13 protein-coding genes are annotated in these 17,188 nt (G+C 40.2%); 3 read left to right on the top strand and 10 right to left on the bottom strand.

Annotated elements, in window-relative coordinates; translation table 11 throughout:
- Positions 1-296: 296 nt before the first annotated feature.
- Positions 297-1,424 (top strand): hypothetical protein, encoded by a 1,128-nt coding sequence (locus B2746_RS09710; protein ID WP_290792781.1) that lies wholly within the window; start codon positions 297-299, stop codon positions 1,422-1,424.
- On the opposite strand, the gene B2746_RS09705 is transcribed toward B2746_RS09710, so the two are convergent.
- From B2746_RS09705 to B2746_RS09685, 5 genes are all read right to left on the bottom strand, one after another.
- Positions 1,418-2,227 (bottom strand): hypothetical protein, encoded by an 810-nt coding sequence (locus B2746_RS09705; RefSeq protein ID WP_290792779.1) that lies wholly within the window; start codon positions 2,225-2,227, stop codon positions 1,418-1,420. The genes B2746_RS09710 and B2746_RS09705 overlap by 7 nt on opposite strands.
- 12 nt (positions 2,228-2,239) lie before the next feature.
- Entirely contained in the window at positions 2,240-3,526 is a 1,287-nt protein-coding gene (locus B2746_RS09700) for a hypothetical protein (RefSeq protein ID WP_290792776.1), read from the bottom strand.
- A 28-nt stretch (positions 3,527-3,554) separates the two neighbouring features.
- Positions 3,555-4,274 (bottom strand): hypothetical protein, encoded by a 720-nt coding sequence (locus B2746_RS09695; protein WP_290792774.1) that lies wholly within the window; start codon positions 4,272-4,274, stop codon positions 3,555-3,557.
- Positions 4,275-4,375: 101 nt separating this feature from the next.
- The gene (locus B2746_RS09690; protein ID WP_290792772.1) at positions 4,376-5,101 is read right to left on the bottom strand and encodes a LytR/AlgR family response regulator transcription factor; all 726 of its coding nucleotides are present in this window, start codon (positions 5,099-5,101) and stop codon (positions 4,376-4,378) included.
- A 4-nt stretch (positions 5,102-5,105) separates the two neighbouring features.
- Complete coding sequence (locus tag B2746_RS09685; RefSeq protein ID WP_290792770.1) at positions 5,106-6,194, bottom strand: sensor histidine kinase; 1,089 nt, start codon at positions 6,192-6,194, stop codon at positions 5,106-5,108.
- A 121-nt stretch (positions 6,195-6,315) separates the two neighbouring features.
- Here B2746_RS09685 and B2746_RS09680 point away from each other — a divergent pair, with 121 nt between their 5' ends.
- Positions 6,316-7,380 carry an ATP-grasp domain-containing protein gene (locus tag B2746_RS09680; RefSeq protein WP_290792767.1) on the top strand — a complete coding sequence of 355 codons (1,065 nt, stop codon included), beginning with the start codon at positions 6,316-6,318 and terminating at the stop codon, positions 7,378-7,380.
- Here B2746_RS09680 and B2746_RS09675 read toward each other — a convergent pair.
- The 3 genes from B2746_RS09675 to B2746_RS09665 form a co-directional block, all read right to left on the bottom strand.
- A complete protein-coding gene (locus B2746_RS09675) occupies positions 7,377-8,000 on the bottom strand; it encodes a nuclear transport factor 2 family protein (RefSeq protein WP_290792766.1) in 624 nt (207 codons plus the stop codon). The genes B2746_RS09680 and B2746_RS09675 overlap by 4 nt on opposite strands.
- Positions 8,001-8,486: 486 nt before the next feature.
- Positions 8,487-8,678, bottom strand: coding sequence for a CsbD family protein (locus B2746_RS09670; RefSeq protein WP_290792764.1), 192 nt, complete (start codon positions 8,676-8,678; stop codon positions 8,487-8,489).
- A 110-nt stretch (positions 8,679-8,788) separates the two neighbouring features.
- Positions 8,789-9,223, bottom strand: coding sequence for a c-type cytochrome (locus B2746_RS09665; protein WP_290792762.1), 435 nt, complete (start codon positions 9,221-9,223; stop codon positions 8,789-8,791).
- Positions 9,224-9,314: 91 nt separating this feature from the next.
- Between B2746_RS09665 and B2746_RS09660 the strand changes: the two genes are divergently transcribed.
- Positions 9,315-15,335, top strand: a complete 6,021-nt coding sequence (locus B2746_RS09660) for an MG2 domain-containing protein (RefSeq protein WP_290792760.1) — start codon at positions 9,315-9,317, stop codon at positions 15,333-15,335.
- Here the strand turns inward: B2746_RS09660 and B2746_RS09655 are convergent.
- Entirely contained in the window at positions 15,308-16,201 is an 894-nt protein-coding gene (locus tag B2746_RS09655) for a glutamate--tRNA ligase family protein (RefSeq protein ID WP_290792758.1), read from the bottom strand. The genes B2746_RS09660 and B2746_RS09655 overlap by 28 nt on opposite strands.
- On the bottom strand, positions 16,191-17,186 hold the full coding sequence (gene mgrA, locus B2746_RS09650; RefSeq protein ID WP_290792755.1) for an L-glyceraldehyde 3-phosphate reductase: 996 nt from the start codon (positions 17,184-17,186) through the stop codon (positions 16,191-16,193). The genes B2746_RS09655 and mgrA overlap by 11 nt, the downstream gene beginning before the upstream one ends.
- Positions 17,187-17,188: the final 2 nt, after the last annotated feature.

Genomic DNA, 17,188 nt, shown 5'->3' with positions numbered 1-17,188 from the left:
CTTTTTGCCAATAAAAAGGCTAATCCTTGCTTTTATCGATATGTTGCCAATCCGGATAGTTGTTATTATTGGCTGTTTATGAATGCCTTTCCTGGAGGATGAAAAATAAAGGCGTTTCCAGACATGCCATCCCAGACGAAACAGGATCATTTTGACTATGGAGTTGACGCAAATCCCACAACTTATAGAAAAAACAAATGGGTGGCCACATGTTTTTTTTTTGATCTATATGCAACGGGTATGGACAAAATCCACTCATCGCATCGGGATTAAAACCCGATAATTAACCTTTTTCTATGTATTTCAAAAAATTCCGCATCCTTGCGATTCTATTTGCCGTATTGACATTGGTAGCCTGCTCCAAAGATCCTGATATTGAAAATGATAATCCGGATGAGGATACCATTGATCTGACGAATGTAAAAATCCAGCAATTCAATTTTGCAGAGCATACTAACCTGTCCATTGCCATTGAACACCCTATAGTAAGCAATGGAACTGAAATACAACCAGGAAAAATCACCATCACACTCCCATCAGACAGTGATTTATCAGGGCTGACTCCGGTTGCCAGCAATTTCCAGCAAACCGGATTTCGTATTGAACCAGCATTGGGAACCAAAACAAACTACAGCAGTGGCAGCCTGCGATACACGATTCGCTCCACTCAAAATCCATCAAAAAGAGTTCATTATGATGTAATTCTTACAAAGACTGCTCCTCCCCCTCTCGGCCTCGCAGGTTTTGTATTTCCAAAAAGTAAAAATCCACAATTACAAAATGATATTACAGCAACAGAGATTGTAGAAAATCAGGCTTCCCTGAACTATATCTATATTTTTGTTCCGGATGGAACCGATTTAAGCCGGCTTACGGCAGGCATCCAGCACACGGGATCCTCCATTTATTTCAGTCAGGACGAAAACTTACCAACTGATCAATACAGCACACAATATCCAGCCGGTGGAAAAGAAATTGATTATCGTTATCCAAAAGGATTTTTTCTTTCACTAAGAAGAGGAACCGAAATGAAGACGTATTCAGTAATTGTAGATTATATCACGCCGGTATCGATAAACCTTGCGAATGCTTCTTTACCTGATTTAAAACAGGGAATAAATCATATGGTAAAAGCCGGAGAAATTACCAATACAGGAAATCAGCCAATAGGAATGACGGCCACAAGTTATAGCGAAACCATCCCTGCCGGTATTACGGTTATCCGTGCCAATGCAAGAATCCCTTCCGGAGGATTGCTGCCTGGTGCAAAAGCGGATATTATGGCATCTATAAACGGAATAAATTTCCCTGTTGGAAATTATCAAACTACAGCAAAATTTCAACCAAACTTGTTTCGGGATCAATCTTATACCGGAACACTACAATCGGTAACCTTAAAAATTTCTGCTGATCTGATTCAGTAATAAGTAATCCTTGTATAATTGTTTAGTTCAAGTCCCAGACCGTCGCCCCGGGTAATTTTCATTTTTGACAATTTTGAAACCGGTAACTGCCCCTGGTACTCATAGGAGAATTTGATTTGCATATCCCGATTGACACCGAGAACCAGTTCTTCTGAGGGATTATTCCTTTGTAACCTGATACCAGGCAGATGCAGATAATGAATATCCCTGATTATCAGATTGGCTGTTACATTAACATTCTTATCAAAACCTGAAAATATATGGGTAGCTGTTTTTAGAAGTGTATCTGCATGGTGATAATATTCTTCATATTGGTGCATATTATTATCCATCCCATACTGAATAACCAGCTTCTTGAAAACTTTACCTGTAGCCATGTTTAACCAATCCAATTCAACAAGTCTTCCCGAGACATCATACAAAAGGTTTATTTCCTCAATTTTTCCTGAACTGACAGTTGATCGATAAATTTTCACTACCCGATCACCTTCATATTGGTATTTCAGACTATCAAAATCCAGGTTGGCCTTATTGATCATACTGATCAACTTGTGGTTTTCATACTGTAACTGGTACTGATAGAGATTGCTTTCCTGTTTTATTTCATGTATCAGACCTTCCGCATGATAAAGAAATCTCAAATAGGGAGAAGGTAATCCTTCTATTGTAATTTCCTTTATTTTATAATTCGCACTATCCTGCGGAGACTGATTTGGTGTTATTTCCTTTCCTCTCCCACATGACAGTACTACCAGGAATGAACACATTAATAGAAGAGCAGGAATAAGTCTTATTAATCGCATATTTTATATCATTTAATATTGCCTTAATCCCTGAAAAACTCCACTGAAATTATGCTTCTCCGCTTCATTCGGACAACTGGTACCTGGCGGATTTCGGCTGTACACCGTACCTGAGAAACTTCCTTTTACCAGTTCTCCAACATCTGCCCATTTAGATACAACAAAAGACCCGTCGGAGTAAAATTCATCCGATATATTACACTTGGAATACTCCGTTCCAAAACTGAATGCACCAACATTTATGGTAGCAGTAGACTTGCCGGCGTCGCTTAAAGCACCATAAGCAAAGGCACCGGCACGATTGGCATTTGCAATTAAATGAATGCCTTTCCAATTGGCATCTACCCCCTGAACGGTCAACTTTCCATTAGCCGCACCAATAACAACATTCGTATAAACATAATCCGTTCCCTTGTAAGAAAGCATTACAACACTTCCTCCTGCAATGGTAATTGGAGTCAGGATCAACAGGGTGGAGTTGGGATAAACTCTTCCTGTTACCGGATTTTTTAAAGGAATCCCGGAAATGGAAGTTTCAATAAATATCGGATTATTGGCAGGAATTTCAGTGTGTGCAGTGTAGGTAGCCTGTGCGCCATCCGAAATTAAAACACCCATGCTGGCAACATTTCTCCAATTGACTTTACCTTTTAAATCAAAGGGATCAGGATCTACCAGCGGAGCCAGTAAACTATCTTCCGTTGATGCAGTTATGCATTTATAGGCAGTTAACTGAACAGATTCGCCGGGCTGAATAATATCCTTATCTGCTTTTACATTAAAATCCTCTACTATACCCCAATCACTAAAATGATCCGACTCCACCGTAATGGTCTTATTCAATGTATTTATTTCATTTTTTTTCATCAGATTCCAATGCCCCTGCTGATTCTGAAATCCAAGATACAGGGCCTCCGGAATAGTGCCTTCCAGATCAGCCGACCCATACTTCAATGTTATCTGAACAGGATGCTGAAAGCTGCGATTCTCCGGTTCCAACCGATATGCATCGCCTGAACTCATTGGGTTGGTATTCGTTATGGGAGTGATAGAGAATAAAACATTTTCCGTAACAGCTCCGGCAGGAACCGTTACCATTAATCGTCCGTCTGCCGAGCTGATGGTGCCTCCATTTACACCTATACTTTTTTCAACTTTTTCACCTGTAACGCTACCTTTGGCATAAACAGTTGGGATGCGTTGTGGCACGGCTCCATCCTTCCCCTTGCTGCAACCAATCAGTAAGAAAATAAGCCCCAATAAAAAGGCTTGACTGATTCCAATAATTTTTTCTGACATATACTATACGTTTTTTAATTGAATGCTACTACCTGTCAGGCAGTGCCGCAATATTTTCTTTATCCTGTTCTGTTAATCCATCGCCATTGGTAATATTCCAAAGGGCGTCCTGCAATCTTTCCTGATTTTCAAACCAGGTAGGATCAGTGGATTCAAAATCACGATAATTGATCTTCTTCCCGCTCAGTTTGTCGATGAAATCCTTGATCAACGGAGAACTGGTAATTGGTCCAAGTTTATATTTTGCTGTAGCGTCTGACGGGCTCTTTCCACTGTTTAAACAAAACAACAGTAAACTTACCTGGCATTCATTACCACCTGGTCCGGGTTGTACTGGAGGAATGGTTACTACAACTCTTTCTACCAAAAGGCCATGCTGAAAACCTTCCGAAGCGGAAGTAATTATTAAACCGGGAGGAAAAACAACTTCAACCGGACCCGTAGAAATGGAATCTCTCTGAAGTGTGATTTTTACTGTTACAAAAAATCCCTGCCCGTCAAAAATGCAATCACGCGAAGAGGGTCCGTCTTCCTGCCCAACAATATCACCTTTTAAATGAACACCGGAAGGCAGAAGGAATAGAGATCCCTCCGGGCTTCCGGGCATATTGCCCAAACCTGGAATTTGACCTGGTTTTTCGCCTGCAAATTTTGCATCTTCTTTTTTACAGGCAGAAATAAGAAAAATGGAAATCAGGAGACTAAGAATGAACTGAATTTTAATCAACCGAAAACCGGTCATAGCCATAGGGTTTAATTATATGCAAACCTACTTTTAATTAAACCCTGTTCAATGATATACCCGCCGAATTACAAATAGATACGACGAGTAACTTTACATGATAATTTTCAATAGAAATATTGCTTTAATCCATCCACATATCCCCGGGATACGGTTACCAGTTTTTCATTTTTTAATTTGAGTTTAACAGCATATCCTTCCCGGTACACTTCCTGAATACAATTTAAGTTTACGATACAGGAACGATGGATCCGAAGAAACAGGTTTTTATCCATGCGTTGTTCGAGTGCACCAATTCCATAATTACTCAGGTAGGAACGATTTTCGGTAAAGATCCAGGTATAATCTTTCTCTGCCTCAAAACAACAGATATCTTCAACAGATAAACTGACCAATTTATTTCCGTTTTCCACTAAAATTCTTCGGGGAGGTTCGCCCTTGAATTCATTTGCCATCTTTTTAAACTTCATCTGATCAACGAATTGAATACTTTTTACTTTTTCCAAAGACTGATTAAACCGCTGAGCAGTAAATGGCTTAAGCAGATAATCAATCGCATTGCTATCAAATGCTTTAATGGCATATTGATCATAGGCTGTTATGAATACAATCTTGGGAAATCTGGTCAGTTGCTGCACCACCTCGAATCCCGTACAACCAGGCATCTGGATGTCAAGAAATATAAGATCCGGCGAGTGTAGATTTATCTTTTCAATGGCCTCCATCCCATTTTCGCATTCACCAATCAATTCAAAATCTTCATACCCCTGCAGATATTCCCGTATGAGTGATCTGGAAGCCGCTTCATCGTCAATGATCAATACTTTGTTCATATAATTAAGCAAATGGAATTTTAAAGAAAAACAGGAGTCCGACCGGATTACGTTCCACTGATATTTTTTGATTATACATGTATTCAAGTCGTCTTGATGCATTCTTAAGCCCCACTCCCATTGTAAATAAGCGCGATAAATCTCCTGAAAACCCATGCCCTGTATCTGCTATACTTATCTTAACGAAATCATCGGCTTTTCGAATCGTAATGCTTACTCTGCCTCCCTCAACTTTGGGACTAATACCATGTTTGATAGCATTTTCAATAAGAGGCTGAAAAATAAGGGAAGGAATTCTTGCAGACAAGGCTGCTTCATCCAGTTTATAATCAATCATCAGGCGATTACCAAACCGATGCTTTTCAAGCGAAAGCCATGTTTTAACAAATTCCATTTCTTCCCTTAATTGAACCGTTTCCTTTTCGCTCACCTGAAGTGCATAGCGAAACGTATCGGCTAATTGAGCAATCAATACGCGGGTTTCTTCCTGGCTGGGAGGAACAGATGCGCTGATAGAATTCAGTGTATTAAAAAGAAAATGCGGTTCGATTTGCGCCTTTAGTGCCAGTATTTCACTCTGAAGCGCCAGCTCTCTCAATTGCTGTTCTGTTTTTGTATGCCGCAAGGATTGCAGCCAAAAATTATAGGCATGAAATAAGGCGAAATTTGCGAAGTAAAAGAACAGGAGGTTATAAAGATCATTCAACAGCTTTATCCAATTATACTCTTTATGAATCCAACCCGTTATTATCCAATGGAAAACAAACAAACAACAGACAGAATAAAACAGGGCTCCCAATAAATGTAGTAATAGCTTTCTTCCCAGCTTCATGTTTTTGAATGGTCCAAAAAAAAGCCACCACAATGGCAACAGGAAGATTGCTTTCCCGGTACATACGACCAGCTGGATAAGAAAAAAATCCCCCATACTCATAAAGGAACTGTCCTTAAACTTCCCTGTCAGGTTATAAATGGCTGCCAACAAAAGTGGCCAGCTGATATGGAGACATAACCATGCCACCACTTCTGCAAGGCTAAAACCTATCAATAGTCTTTTGCAAAATACTGTCTGTCTTAGTTGGAGCTGCTCCATCGTATCCGAAACTAGGTTTAGAATGGTAAATTCAGCCGGGATTTCCGTCGAAATGCCTGTTCAGCAGATGAACCGCCGATTTAAGCACCTGAAAAAATTAAAAAAAAAGTTAGTTTGCCTTATGCCTACAGATAAAACAGCGATTAAGCTTGCGATTGCCTCTGATCCCATAAATATGCCTTCGGGAAAGGATCCGTTTCAGGATGATCAGGAATTAATGGAAGAACTTAGGTCAATGGGAGCCGTAGTTGAGATTATGGACTGGAAGAATACTGAAACAGATTGGAACCAATTTGATGCCATTTTTATCAGCAGTACCTGGGATATACCCTCTCATGGAGAAGCATTTATCCAATGGATACGGGATTGTAATTCAGACAGGAATCGTGTTATAAATGACGGGCAGCTAATCATTGACAATGTTATCAAATCGAGGTATTTATCCCGATTAATCAAAAAATTTGGAGTGCGTGTAAATTCGGGAATGGCTATTACACCCAGTTATTTTATCGGGATAAATGAATCAGAAGAAGATCAAACCAACCCAATTGGCAACCGAAGTCTGAAAGAGCTGTTTGAAGAATTGGATGCAGCCGATCCGGACAACTGGCAGGATAGAGATATTGTGATGAAACCGATTGTATCCGCCGATGGGAATAACACGTTTTTATATAAAAGAATGGGCAGGAATACGAATGAGAAACAAACTGATTTCATCCTTCATTCAGACGAAGAAGCTGAAAAAATATTTCATCATCTGTTAAGCAGCTCCCCCAGAGGAATTATACTCCAGCCTTATATCAAGGCGGTGGAAGAGGGTGAATACTGTCTTGTTTTTTTTAATGACAAATACAGCCATGCCATACAGAAGAGAGGGGGATTCAAAAACCATTCAATAAAAGAACGCAGGTTTATTCCGGAAGTACAACTGCCCAAAAACATGGTATCCTTTGCTACACAAATCATTCATTTCATGCAGGAGTGTTATCATCAGCATGCACTCATCCGTACAAGAATTGATTTCCTTTATAGTAATGGGCAAATTGTGTTATGCGAACTGGAATGTACAGAACCCAACACCAATCTTCAGTCATTACCGGCAGACATTAAAACAGCTGTACTCAAATCCTATGCTTCTGCTATTTACAGGGAAGCAACACGATTAAAAGCTGCTATCAATGATTAATTGGACGGTATTGAATTAAGGGTTTTTGAAAGTGACTTGGATGTCCTGTTTTCCGAACTGTTCATATACACAATTCGTCCATTTTCCAAACGCCAGTTATCACAAAACAGACTGGAATCTTTTTTACCTTGTGCAGTTTGCCATTTGTTCCAGACCCAGGCCATTACCCAATCCTGGTTCAAATCTTTATTGTGGAGGGAAATCAATGAAACCGGAATATTGGAGGTTGATTTAAAATTATTTCTCCATTTTCGTAATACCGGTTCAACTGTTTCTTTGGTAGTAATCACCCGGCTGCCATTTGGCCAGTCAAAGATGGTGCTATCTCCCAAAAATTCAATCATATCATGGGGGTGTTCCGTATCCCAGGCCTGATAAAGTTTCAGGATTGTTGCCATATGTTGCGGATCGCCCATTTCCCAGTTTTTAAGAACCACGCTGGAAGGTAGTTCTGGTAGCACAGGAGTCTTTGGTGCAGCAGCACTTACCAGTGAATCCGATTTAGATTCCATAGTGGCCTGATCTGCCTGATTGTTATTGCAGGATAAAATTAGAACTGCCAATAAAAACAACCCTACTTTACTGCGAGCAATTTTAGTAGTTGATTTATGAATGTCCATATCTCATTTTTAAATTGACGAATAAATTATTTTCTATATTCCCGGTGATAAAATCTATAGCCCAATCCGGCTTCTACCCAATCGGCCGTGGCACCATTGAATGTTTTTAATCCCAATTGAGCATAGAGACGTTTGTTGATCAGGTAACGAACAGCTGGACCTACAAAGGTATTTCCTTTGATTTCTCTGCCAACAGAATGGCATACCTATTTTTCAACTTATCCTTTAATTCTGTACCGGTATAAAAGTGCCGGCCACTATGATGTTTTAAGCTGTAAAAGCGGTAATCATTGGCTCATTTTCGAGTTTGTGTAAAAACAGGTACCGTATTCAATCCAAATATTAAACAAAATAGTATTTGAACAAATTTCATAGAAAGTCTGGTTTACAACAATTATACAATGAAAATATGAAATATTTAAACTGGTATAAACCAAAAAGCGGTTGCCCGTTTGGGCAACCGCTTTTATTTATGAAAAGGATCAATTATAATTTATCAATCCAATCCATAACTTCTTCCTTTGTTTTACCGGAGGCTTTCTGGATACGGCCTATCAATTCGTCTTCCTTGCCTTTTTCATAGGCCAGATCATCATCGGTTAATTCTCCATATTGTTGCTGAACTTTCCCTTTTAGGATTTTCCAGTTTCCTGCGATTTTTTCTTTCCACGCTTCCATATTATAAATTTTAGTCGTTAAGAAATAGCTTAAATAGCTTTTGCAGGAATAGTAAAAGAATTATGCCGCCTTTATTTAAGAGTGAGCTGTGGAAACCATACCCCATTACATCAAAACTTATCCAATTTTGACCCCTTTTTTAGCGAAAGGATATAAGAAACCATTAATTCGGCTTCTTTCGGGCTAAGGTCTGGATGTGGAGTCATTACCGGATGCCCCCAGGCTCCGGAGCCGCCCTGAATAACTCGTGCTGCAAGTAACCGGATATAAGCTTTATTAACTGGATAGCGGGCAGCTATATCTTCAAAAGCCGGGCCTTTTGATCTTTTATCTTTTGCGTGGCAGCTATAACAATCAGAATAGGCAATCAGAACTTCTCCTCTTTGAACAATCTCCTGAGGTATCGAGTCATTAAATCCATCAATTTTTTTGATATAATCTTTTGCCGGATGCTGCTCTTTTGGCTTTTTATCTCCACAGGAAAGTATACCTAAAATCAAGGCATAACCGAAAATGCTGGAATAGGAAAAAAACCTGCTTATCACCAGAGTCAATGATTAATTGCAGCAAAGCTATGAATTCTGCTGTCCAATAAGTATATTAAACCGGTCTAGCATTTAAGCAAACTCATCTATTATGAGAATTTTGATGTATCAGGTCTATTTATTGCTTTTTTTATTTGGCATTTCAAGGAAATTACATGCTCAGCAACCATCTATTTATGATCGGTTCCAGCAAATTGACCTAAATAAAAAGGATAAACCGTTGCGGGATCAACTAAAAGAAATTCAGACACAAAGGCAACATGCCATTCGTAAACAAAATGATTTTCAGCTGGTCCATACCAATTATAAAGAAATGCTGATCCGGGATCAGATTAATGAAGACAGTTCCTTTATTAACAATAGTCTTTTTATTGACAGCTTATCAGCCATTGCTCAAAATCGTCCGGCACTTGACTTATCGATACAACTTATAAAAGCGCAAAGGATTGCCTATTTAATGAAACGTGGGAGCTATAAAAAAAGAAAAATCAGCCTCACAAAAACAACAGCTATCCGGTGGCATCTGATGCCGGATGACAGCCTTCGTCAGGAAATAAAAACATCCCTGCTGCGAGCAAAAGCATTGATAGGAAAAATTAATACACCACAACTGGAAGATTATTTATGGCTTGCCAGTGATCCATTGTTTTTTTGGTTTAAACCAGACCTTTCGTCCATTGTATATGGTGAAGGAATTTACCTGTTGAATCGCCCCTATTTATCTGGAATTTATACTGCCATTCCAGATTGGCTAAAGAAGCAGAAATTTCCTTTAACTCCAGATTCAATAATGGATAGTCTCGATCATCCCATGCTGGAATGGCATCGGGTTTGGCAACAAGAAAATCTGTTCAATGATGAGCAACGTATTTTTTTTGAAATCCAGCTGACAAAGAACCTATATTCCATGTACAGTTCAACGGACAGCCTTGAAATTCTGTATAAAAATTATCTGTTAGAGCATCTGACAACCAATTTTTCCGGCACCCGTGCCTACATTGCTTTCCAACTTTTTTTACTCGAATACAAAAATGGAAATTCATTTAACAATCGTAGGGGAAATAAAGCAGACAGCAGTTTTCGGTTGGCTTACCAAAATGCGCTAGGTATTTACAGGCAACATCAACTGGCTTTAGACAGCTTTGCAATGGCAAAGGAAATAATATTGAATGCGGTAGGGAAAATCAAAAAAAAGGAGTTTACGCTTTATAAAGAAGCTGTTTTTCAGCCGGAAACAGCGCCCTATTTTAAGCTCAATTACAGAAATACTGACTCACTTTATATCCGAATTCTTCCTGTTCCGGCTCAACGGGATTATTATGATACAAATCAAAAAACATGGAATTTTTACACAACAGCTACTGCGGTACTGGATACGGTTCTCCACACTCCTTTCTCAGGTGACCTGAATTATCATTCTGGTCAATGGCAGCTGCCTATTTTAAAAACAGGAAATTATTGTTTACAGGTTTCGTATGCCCGCATTGATACGATGGGAATAATTGGTCAGCTTTCTCCCATCCGAATCAGCCAGCTGGCCTTTATCCAGCAGGATAAAGATGCTTTTGTACTTGATCGAAAAACAGGATTCCCTGTAAAAAATGTACGCATTTTAAAAGAGCAACAAAAAATTGGCCAAACTAATAACGACGGGCGCCAGAAAATCCGTTTTAGCGAGGATGAAGACCTGCTCATTATTCGTGGTTCCGACACAATTACAGCCTCTTTTAATCAGGGCAATTATCAGTATGATAATGATATCTATTCCAAAGAGGATTATTATGACCTGTTGGAATATTATGAAGAAAATGCAAGCTGTCATTTTTACACAGACCGATCCATTTACCGCCCCGGACAAACAGTACATTACAAAGGAATTATTCTGATAAAAGATAAACATACAGGCGAGCCCATGGTCCTGAACTGGAAAAATCTTCAGTATGATCCGTTTACGAAACTTTATTATCGAATTTTACAAAGGATCCAGAAAGAAAAACTTGAAATTACCATAGATGATCCATTCAGCAGAATAGCAGACAGCAGCGCGGTGATTCCAAATAAATTCGGCTCCTTCAGCGGTTCCTTTAAGATTCCCGAAGACGCTGCCACTGGCGAATACAGTTTCAACACCTATCCATTGGAAACTGATTATGACAATAACAGTTTTCAGGTAGAAGAATACAAACGCCCTACATACGAAATCAAAATTGATTATCCGGAACAACTGTATGAACTGGGAGATACCATTCCCATAAAAATAAAATTAAATTCGTTTTCCGGAGCAGTGCTCAACAATGTTCCAATTCAGGTTTCAATTGATGCTAACAGTTCCGGCAGGGAACTTACTTTACTGGAAATAGATACTGTAAGTAATGAAGCAGGTGAATACATTGTAAAGATGACCGACCCCACTATACGGCAATGGATGAAATCCCAGGAGAACGAATTCAGTGTGCACTATACCATTGAAGTTACGGCACTCTCGCCAACAGGAGAAGAGCAGGACAAAGAATTTAATATCAAGGTTTCAAGTCGCCCTATTGTGTTAAGTCATAACATCCCCAGCAAACTGGATTTGGCTAAACCGATCGACTTTCGGATTATCACCAAGTACAATCAGGCGACCCTTCCTGAGAGGCTTGTACACTATAAAATCTCCAGGATACAGGGCGATGAATTAATTGAAGTGATCAACCAGAATGACAGCACCGGCAAATGGATCAGATTGGAGACCCAGCTTCTGGATACGGGAGTTTATCAAATTGAACTATTCACTTTTAGAACAGATCAGTTAAATGGATACAAAAAAAGCATCTTTCAGACCTATGATTCAGGCAAAAAACTATTTCCAGTTACCCAGGATGATTTTGTAGAAACCCGACTGCTTACCGAAGGCAAAAATAGTATCAGGTGGTTGGAAGGATTTATTGATGACAGCAGCTATTGTATCTTTCACCTAAAGTATAAAAACAAAAAAGATAATTATTTCGACAAGTATTATTATTCCTACCAGAAAAAAGGGCTTCAAATCCTTGAATTTCCGGTTCCTATGCAGGCAACAGGGGATCTCCGAATTACCAGAATCTACATAAAAAATAACCAGCTCCATAAAAAAGAAGAACTGTATTTCTTACCAGAAACAAGTTCTTCGCTGGAAATAGTAGTGGAAAAATTCAGAACAACACTGGAGCCGGGTGATAAGGAAGAATTTACTGTTTCAGTTAAATCCGGTAATGCAAGGGCAGTAGCAGAACTGATGACTACGCTTTACGATGCAAGCCTTGATAAACTAACCAGCCATTCCTGGGATCTGCCTTCCTCCAGAAACAGGTTTTTACCCAATAACTGGTTCACCAGCATAAATACCTATAGTAATAATCAAACTGAATCCAGTTTACAACCGGTTGCCACTAACCGGCGCAAATTATGGTGGCTGCCAGACACCTATCTGGAGTCTGTTTTTTCCAGCTATTTTACAAACGAATATGGGCAGGATGGCTTCCAGGCATTAAGCGGTCGGGTAGCTGGAGTGCAGATACAAAATACACCGGGATTGGAAGAAGTAGTAGTGGTAGGTTATGGTGTATCCAAACAAAATATGACAGCAAGCGTGGTTCGTATCCGGGGAAACAGCAGTATCAGTGCCTACTCCAATAGTTTAATAATTATTGATGGTATTCCTTACACAGGAGATCTGTCAAAAATTGATCTTTCAACGATTCAAAGCGGGCTTATTCTAAAATCAGCAGAGGCCACTGCGCTGTATGGTTCAAGAGCGGTGAATGGCGTTGTTTTATTAAGTACAACTGGGCCGGTTCAACTGCCAAGTATCCCTCCGCCGCCAGTCGTGATCAGGAAAAATTTTAATGAAACCGCTTTTTTTCATCCACAACTTTATGCAGATAAAAACGGAAAGTATCAGATCAGGTTTACGCTGCCTCAAACTGCAACTGAATGGAAATGGAAATTACTTGCTCATACCAAGGACGCCCGCTTTCAATACCTGGAAAAATCTATTTTTTCCAAACTTCCATTGATGATTCTACCCGACCTTCCCAGATTTGTGTATCAGGGTGATATAATTGAAATTAGCACCCGTGTCGCCAACCTGGATAGTGTTTCCATGCAGGTCAACCTTCAATGCCAACTGGAAGACGAACAGACAGGTGAAAATATAACTCATTTATTTCTTACCGACAGTTTGAAAACCATAGAAGTTGCAGCACAACAAACCAGTTATGGTAAATTTAAACTCCGGGTTCCGGATCAGTTCCTGCATCCTGTACGCATCAAATTCATAGGACGGTCCGCACTATTTTCCGATGGTGAGGAACATGTGCTGCCTGTTTTATCAAGAAGGCAATTAATACGCCATTCCGTTGAAATAAAAGAGCAATCTGAAAAGAACTCGTTGCCTTCACCTACAATACCTTCTGACGCCATTCCTTTTGGAATTGGTCTTAGCATATTTGCACAGCCGCAGGCCGCATTGATCAATTCGCTACCTGCATTAGCCAATTACTCTTTCAATTGTGCGGAACAAACCACCAATAAGATGCTTGCTCATCTGGTTGCTGTAAACCTGGTAAGAACAGGTGTACTTAAGCCGGAAGCAGGTTCAGGCCTTCGGGAAACTCCTGGTAGCAAAATTACCAGCTTACCGGCGGGCATCCAGGCAATGGCCATGCCCTGGCTGGAGTTGGCGGAAAAACACCAGCAACAACAAAAGCAAATAAGATTGTTGACCGATACAGCCCGTTCTATAGAAAAAGCAGGTGAATACCTGAAGGAAGTAATTGACATGCAACTGGGAAATGGAGCATTGCCCTGGTTTAAAAATGGCGATCCGGATTTTTACATATCAAGCTATGTTCTTGGCTCATTCGGCAAAATGTTGAAAGAGGGATATCTTGTTTCCATACAGGAAAAGGAATCTGAACAAATCTATCGATTTTTGCAAAAGCTGATTCAGTTTTGTGACCGGATGGTATTTGACAGTACCAGAACCGTATATGATCTCAATTATTTATATGCACGGAGTTTCCATCATAAAAACTTCCCGGTTGCTGACACAGCAAAATCCAGGCTGCTATCAATTTATACGTCCCATTGGAAAAACGCAACGCGTTATTCGTACAGCAATCAGGCAAGATTAATCACTGCTACCCTGAACTATTTTACTGTTAAAGATAGTTTGCATGCAGAAGCGCTTTCTCTATTGGAATATATCCGGCAGGCTGGCATAACAGCTCCTGAAAAAGGGATTCGCTGGAGAATTGTTTCCAATGACGACGAGATAAGTTCTACGCAGGAAGAGCTGCTTGGAAATCTGCAGGAAGCTTTCCATCTTTCTGAGAAATATCCAGCTGTAAGCGAAGGCATTTTACAGTGGATTCTGCGGGACAGAAACAGTCATGAATGGGGAAGCACCAAAGCTGCAGCGGCCATGATTTATCAATTAACAACAGCCAAATACAGTGACTCTGCCAATCGTTCTGAAAAAACAATTGTATATGATCAGCAGCAAGTTTCGGTAAGCAATGCTATATTAAAGGGAATCACCATCAACTTTCTTCCGGTACGGGAAAAGGAATTTCAATCCATTCAGCTTCACCCCATTCAGGGAAAGCAAGGTCCCACACAGGTTCATTATTATTATTTCAGCGAATTCGCCGGGAATGATCAGAATAGTGAAATACAACTTAAGAAAAAACTGGAGCGATGGGATGCAGCCAGGAATTCATGGATTTCCATTGATTCAACACTAAATTGCACCGTTGGGGAACGGGTCAGAATAACCATACAGATTTCAACTTCAAAACCGTTCCAATACCTGATCCTGAATGAGCGGCATCCAGCTACCATGGCTCCTGTTGATGTATTAAGTGGGAGGCATTATTCAAACGGACTTCAATACTATAGTTCTGTACGTGATATTGGCCATCATTTTTTCATTTCCAGTTTACCAACCGGACAATCATCCATTCAGTATGAAATGAAAATTGAAAAAGCAGGCAGCTTCAACAGTGGGTTGTATTCCATACAGGCAATGTATCAACCATCCATTCAAGCAACCGGAGCTTCTTACAATTTAGAAGTCAGTTCGCAATAATTGAAATCTGACCAATGGGCAATAGTACGGTGAATGCCGAGTTGTTCTGCCAACAAGGTTAAAATTTCAGAGGAGGAAACACCTTTTTTTAACAAGTCATGCAAACTATCAGCGCCATCAGATTTTGATAATTTACTTCCATCTGCAGATGTAAGAAGTGGATGGTGAATATGTTTTATTTGTGTGTAAGCTGTATGCTTTAATGCCTTGCTCAACACCATTTGAGCAATACTGGAATCCAGTAAATCCATACCCCGAATTACCCAGCCAATCCTGAACTGCTGATCATCTATAACGGAGCATAATTGATAGGCTGGATTTCCATCCCTTCGGCGAATCACAAAATCTTTCATTTTAAATGGAAAGGGATAAACTACGCGTTCACCAGTTGCCAATACTAATTCCTGCTGTTCTTCCGGTGTTCGAAACCTCCAGTTAAACCCAGCTGCATTCAAGGAAAGTTGTGCATCACTGCAACCTTTAACGCAACCTGATTCCAGGCCAACTTTCTGCTGATCAGAACGGGTGCAGGAACTGGCATATACAAAGCCCTGTTGCCTTAATGTTTCCAATGCATGGGTATACCTTTGTAAACGATATTGTTGAGCCCATTGCCGTTCAAAATCTGCTTTATCAGATGGACCAAAATCCCAGGGAAAATCAAAATATCGAAGTACCTCAAAAATATTCTCCAGAAACTCCGGGCGATATCGATCTCTGTCCATATCATCAATGCGAAGAAAAATTTTCAATCCATTTTCCCGTGCAAGAATGGCTGTTACTATAAATGAATAAAGGTTCCCCAGGTGCAGATAACCACTAGGTGTAGGCGCATATCGGGTATTATTAAATTCTTCAGGATGCAAGTATCGAATTGATCCGGTTGAGTTCTTCGTTAGTAAATGATGGTTTATCCAGACATCCGACTGCATCTTGAACCTGTTCCGGTTTACTGGCACCAATTATAACAGAGGTTATTCTTGAATCTTTTAATACCCATGCCAATGCCATCTGTGCCAGACTTTGTCCACGCTCCTTTGCCAGCAGATCAAGTTGTTGTATACGCAAAATATTTTCAGGTGTTAACTGGTCGGCTTCCAATGCACCATTTCCCAATGGCCTGGAAGCTCTTGAACCTTCCGGAATTCCTTTCAGGTATTTATTGGTGAGTAATCCCTGTGCCAGTGAAGAGAAGGTAATACATCCCATTCCTGTTTCTTCTACCGCATCCAATAATCCGTTCTCTACCCAACGATCCAGCATGGAATATTTTGGCTGATGAATCAGACAGGGGGTTCCCAGTTCTTTTAAAATTGCAGCGGCCTTTCTGGTTTCTTCCGCAGAATAACTTGAAATCCCTACATATAATGCTTTCCCCTGCCGAACCATCAGATCAAGTGCAGACATGGTTTCTTCCATAGGTGTATTGGGATCAGGCCGATGATGATAAAAGATATCAACATAATCCAATCCCATTCTTTTCAGGCTTTGATCAAGACTGGCGACCAGGTATTTTTTTGATCCAAGATCACCATAAGGCCCCGGCCACATTGGCCAGCCGGCTTTTGAGGAAATAATTAATTCATCGCGATAGCGCCCTAAATCCTCTTTCAGAATTTTACCGAAGGTGGTTTCTGCTGCCCCTGGTGGCGGGCCATAATTATTCGCCAGGTCAAAGTGGGTGATGCCCAGATCAAAAGCGTTAAAGAGGATAGCTTTGCATTTGGCAATAGAATCTACTTCACCGAAATTATGCCATAGGCCAAAAGATATTGCAGGCAATAGCAGGCCACTGTTACCACAGCGACGATATTTCAGTTTGTTATAACGGTCAGGATTTGCCGAATACATAT

This window comes from Flavihumibacter sp. UBA7668 (assembly GCF_002483205.1).
Lineage (GTDB): Bacteria > Bacteroidota > Bacteroidia > Chitinophagales > Chitinophagaceae > Flavihumibacter.
The sequence above is the reverse complement of the archived record's forward strand: the minus strand, read 5'-3'. Positions and strand labels throughout refer to the sequence as shown.

What these genes read in the sequence shown, in the direction of transcription:
- B2746_RS09695 (WP_290792774.1), bottom strand. Translation starts at nt 4,274, where the DNA reads ATGGCTATGACCGGTTTTCGGTTGATTAAAATTCAGTTCATTCTTAGT.
- B2746_RS09710 (WP_290792781.1), top strand. Translation starts at nt 297, where the DNA reads ATGTATTTCAAAAAATTCCGCATCCTTGCGATTCTATTTGCCGTATTG.
- B2746_RS09660 (WP_290792760.1), top strand. Translation starts at nt 9,315, where the DNA reads ATGAGAATTTTGATGTATCAGGTCTATTTATTGCTTTTTTTATTTGGC.
- B2746_RS09675 (WP_290792766.1), bottom strand. Translation starts at nt 8,000, where the DNA reads ATGGACATTCATAAATCAACTACTAAAATTGCTCGCAGTAAAGTAGGG.
- mgrA (WP_290792755.1), bottom strand. Translation starts at nt 17,186, where the DNA reads ATGTATTCGGCAAATCCTGACCGTTATAACAAACTGAAATATCGTCGC.
- B2746_RS09705 (WP_290792779.1), bottom strand. Translation starts at nt 2,227, where the DNA reads ATGCGATTAATAAGACTTATTCCTGCTCTTCTATTAATGTGTTCATTC.
- B2746_RS09685 (WP_290792770.1), bottom strand. Translation starts at nt 6,194, where the DNA reads ATGGAGCAGCTCCAACTAAGACAGACAGTATTTTGCAAAAGACTATTG.
- B2746_RS09670 (WP_290792764.1), bottom strand. Translation starts at nt 8,678, where the DNA reads ATGGAAGCGTGGAAAGAAAAAATCGCAGGAAACTGGAAAATCCTAAAA.
- B2746_RS09680 (WP_290792767.1), top strand. Translation starts at nt 6,316, where the DNA reads ATGCCTACAGATAAAACAGCGATTAAGCTTGCGATTGCCTCTGATCCC.
- B2746_RS09690 (WP_290792772.1), bottom strand. Translation starts at nt 5,101, where the DNA reads ATGAACAAAGTATTGATCATTGACGATGAAGCGGCTTCCAGATCACTC.
- B2746_RS09700 (WP_290792776.1), bottom strand. Translation starts at nt 3,526, where the DNA reads ATGTCAGAAAAAATTATTGGAATCAGTCAAGCCTTTTTATTGGGGCTT.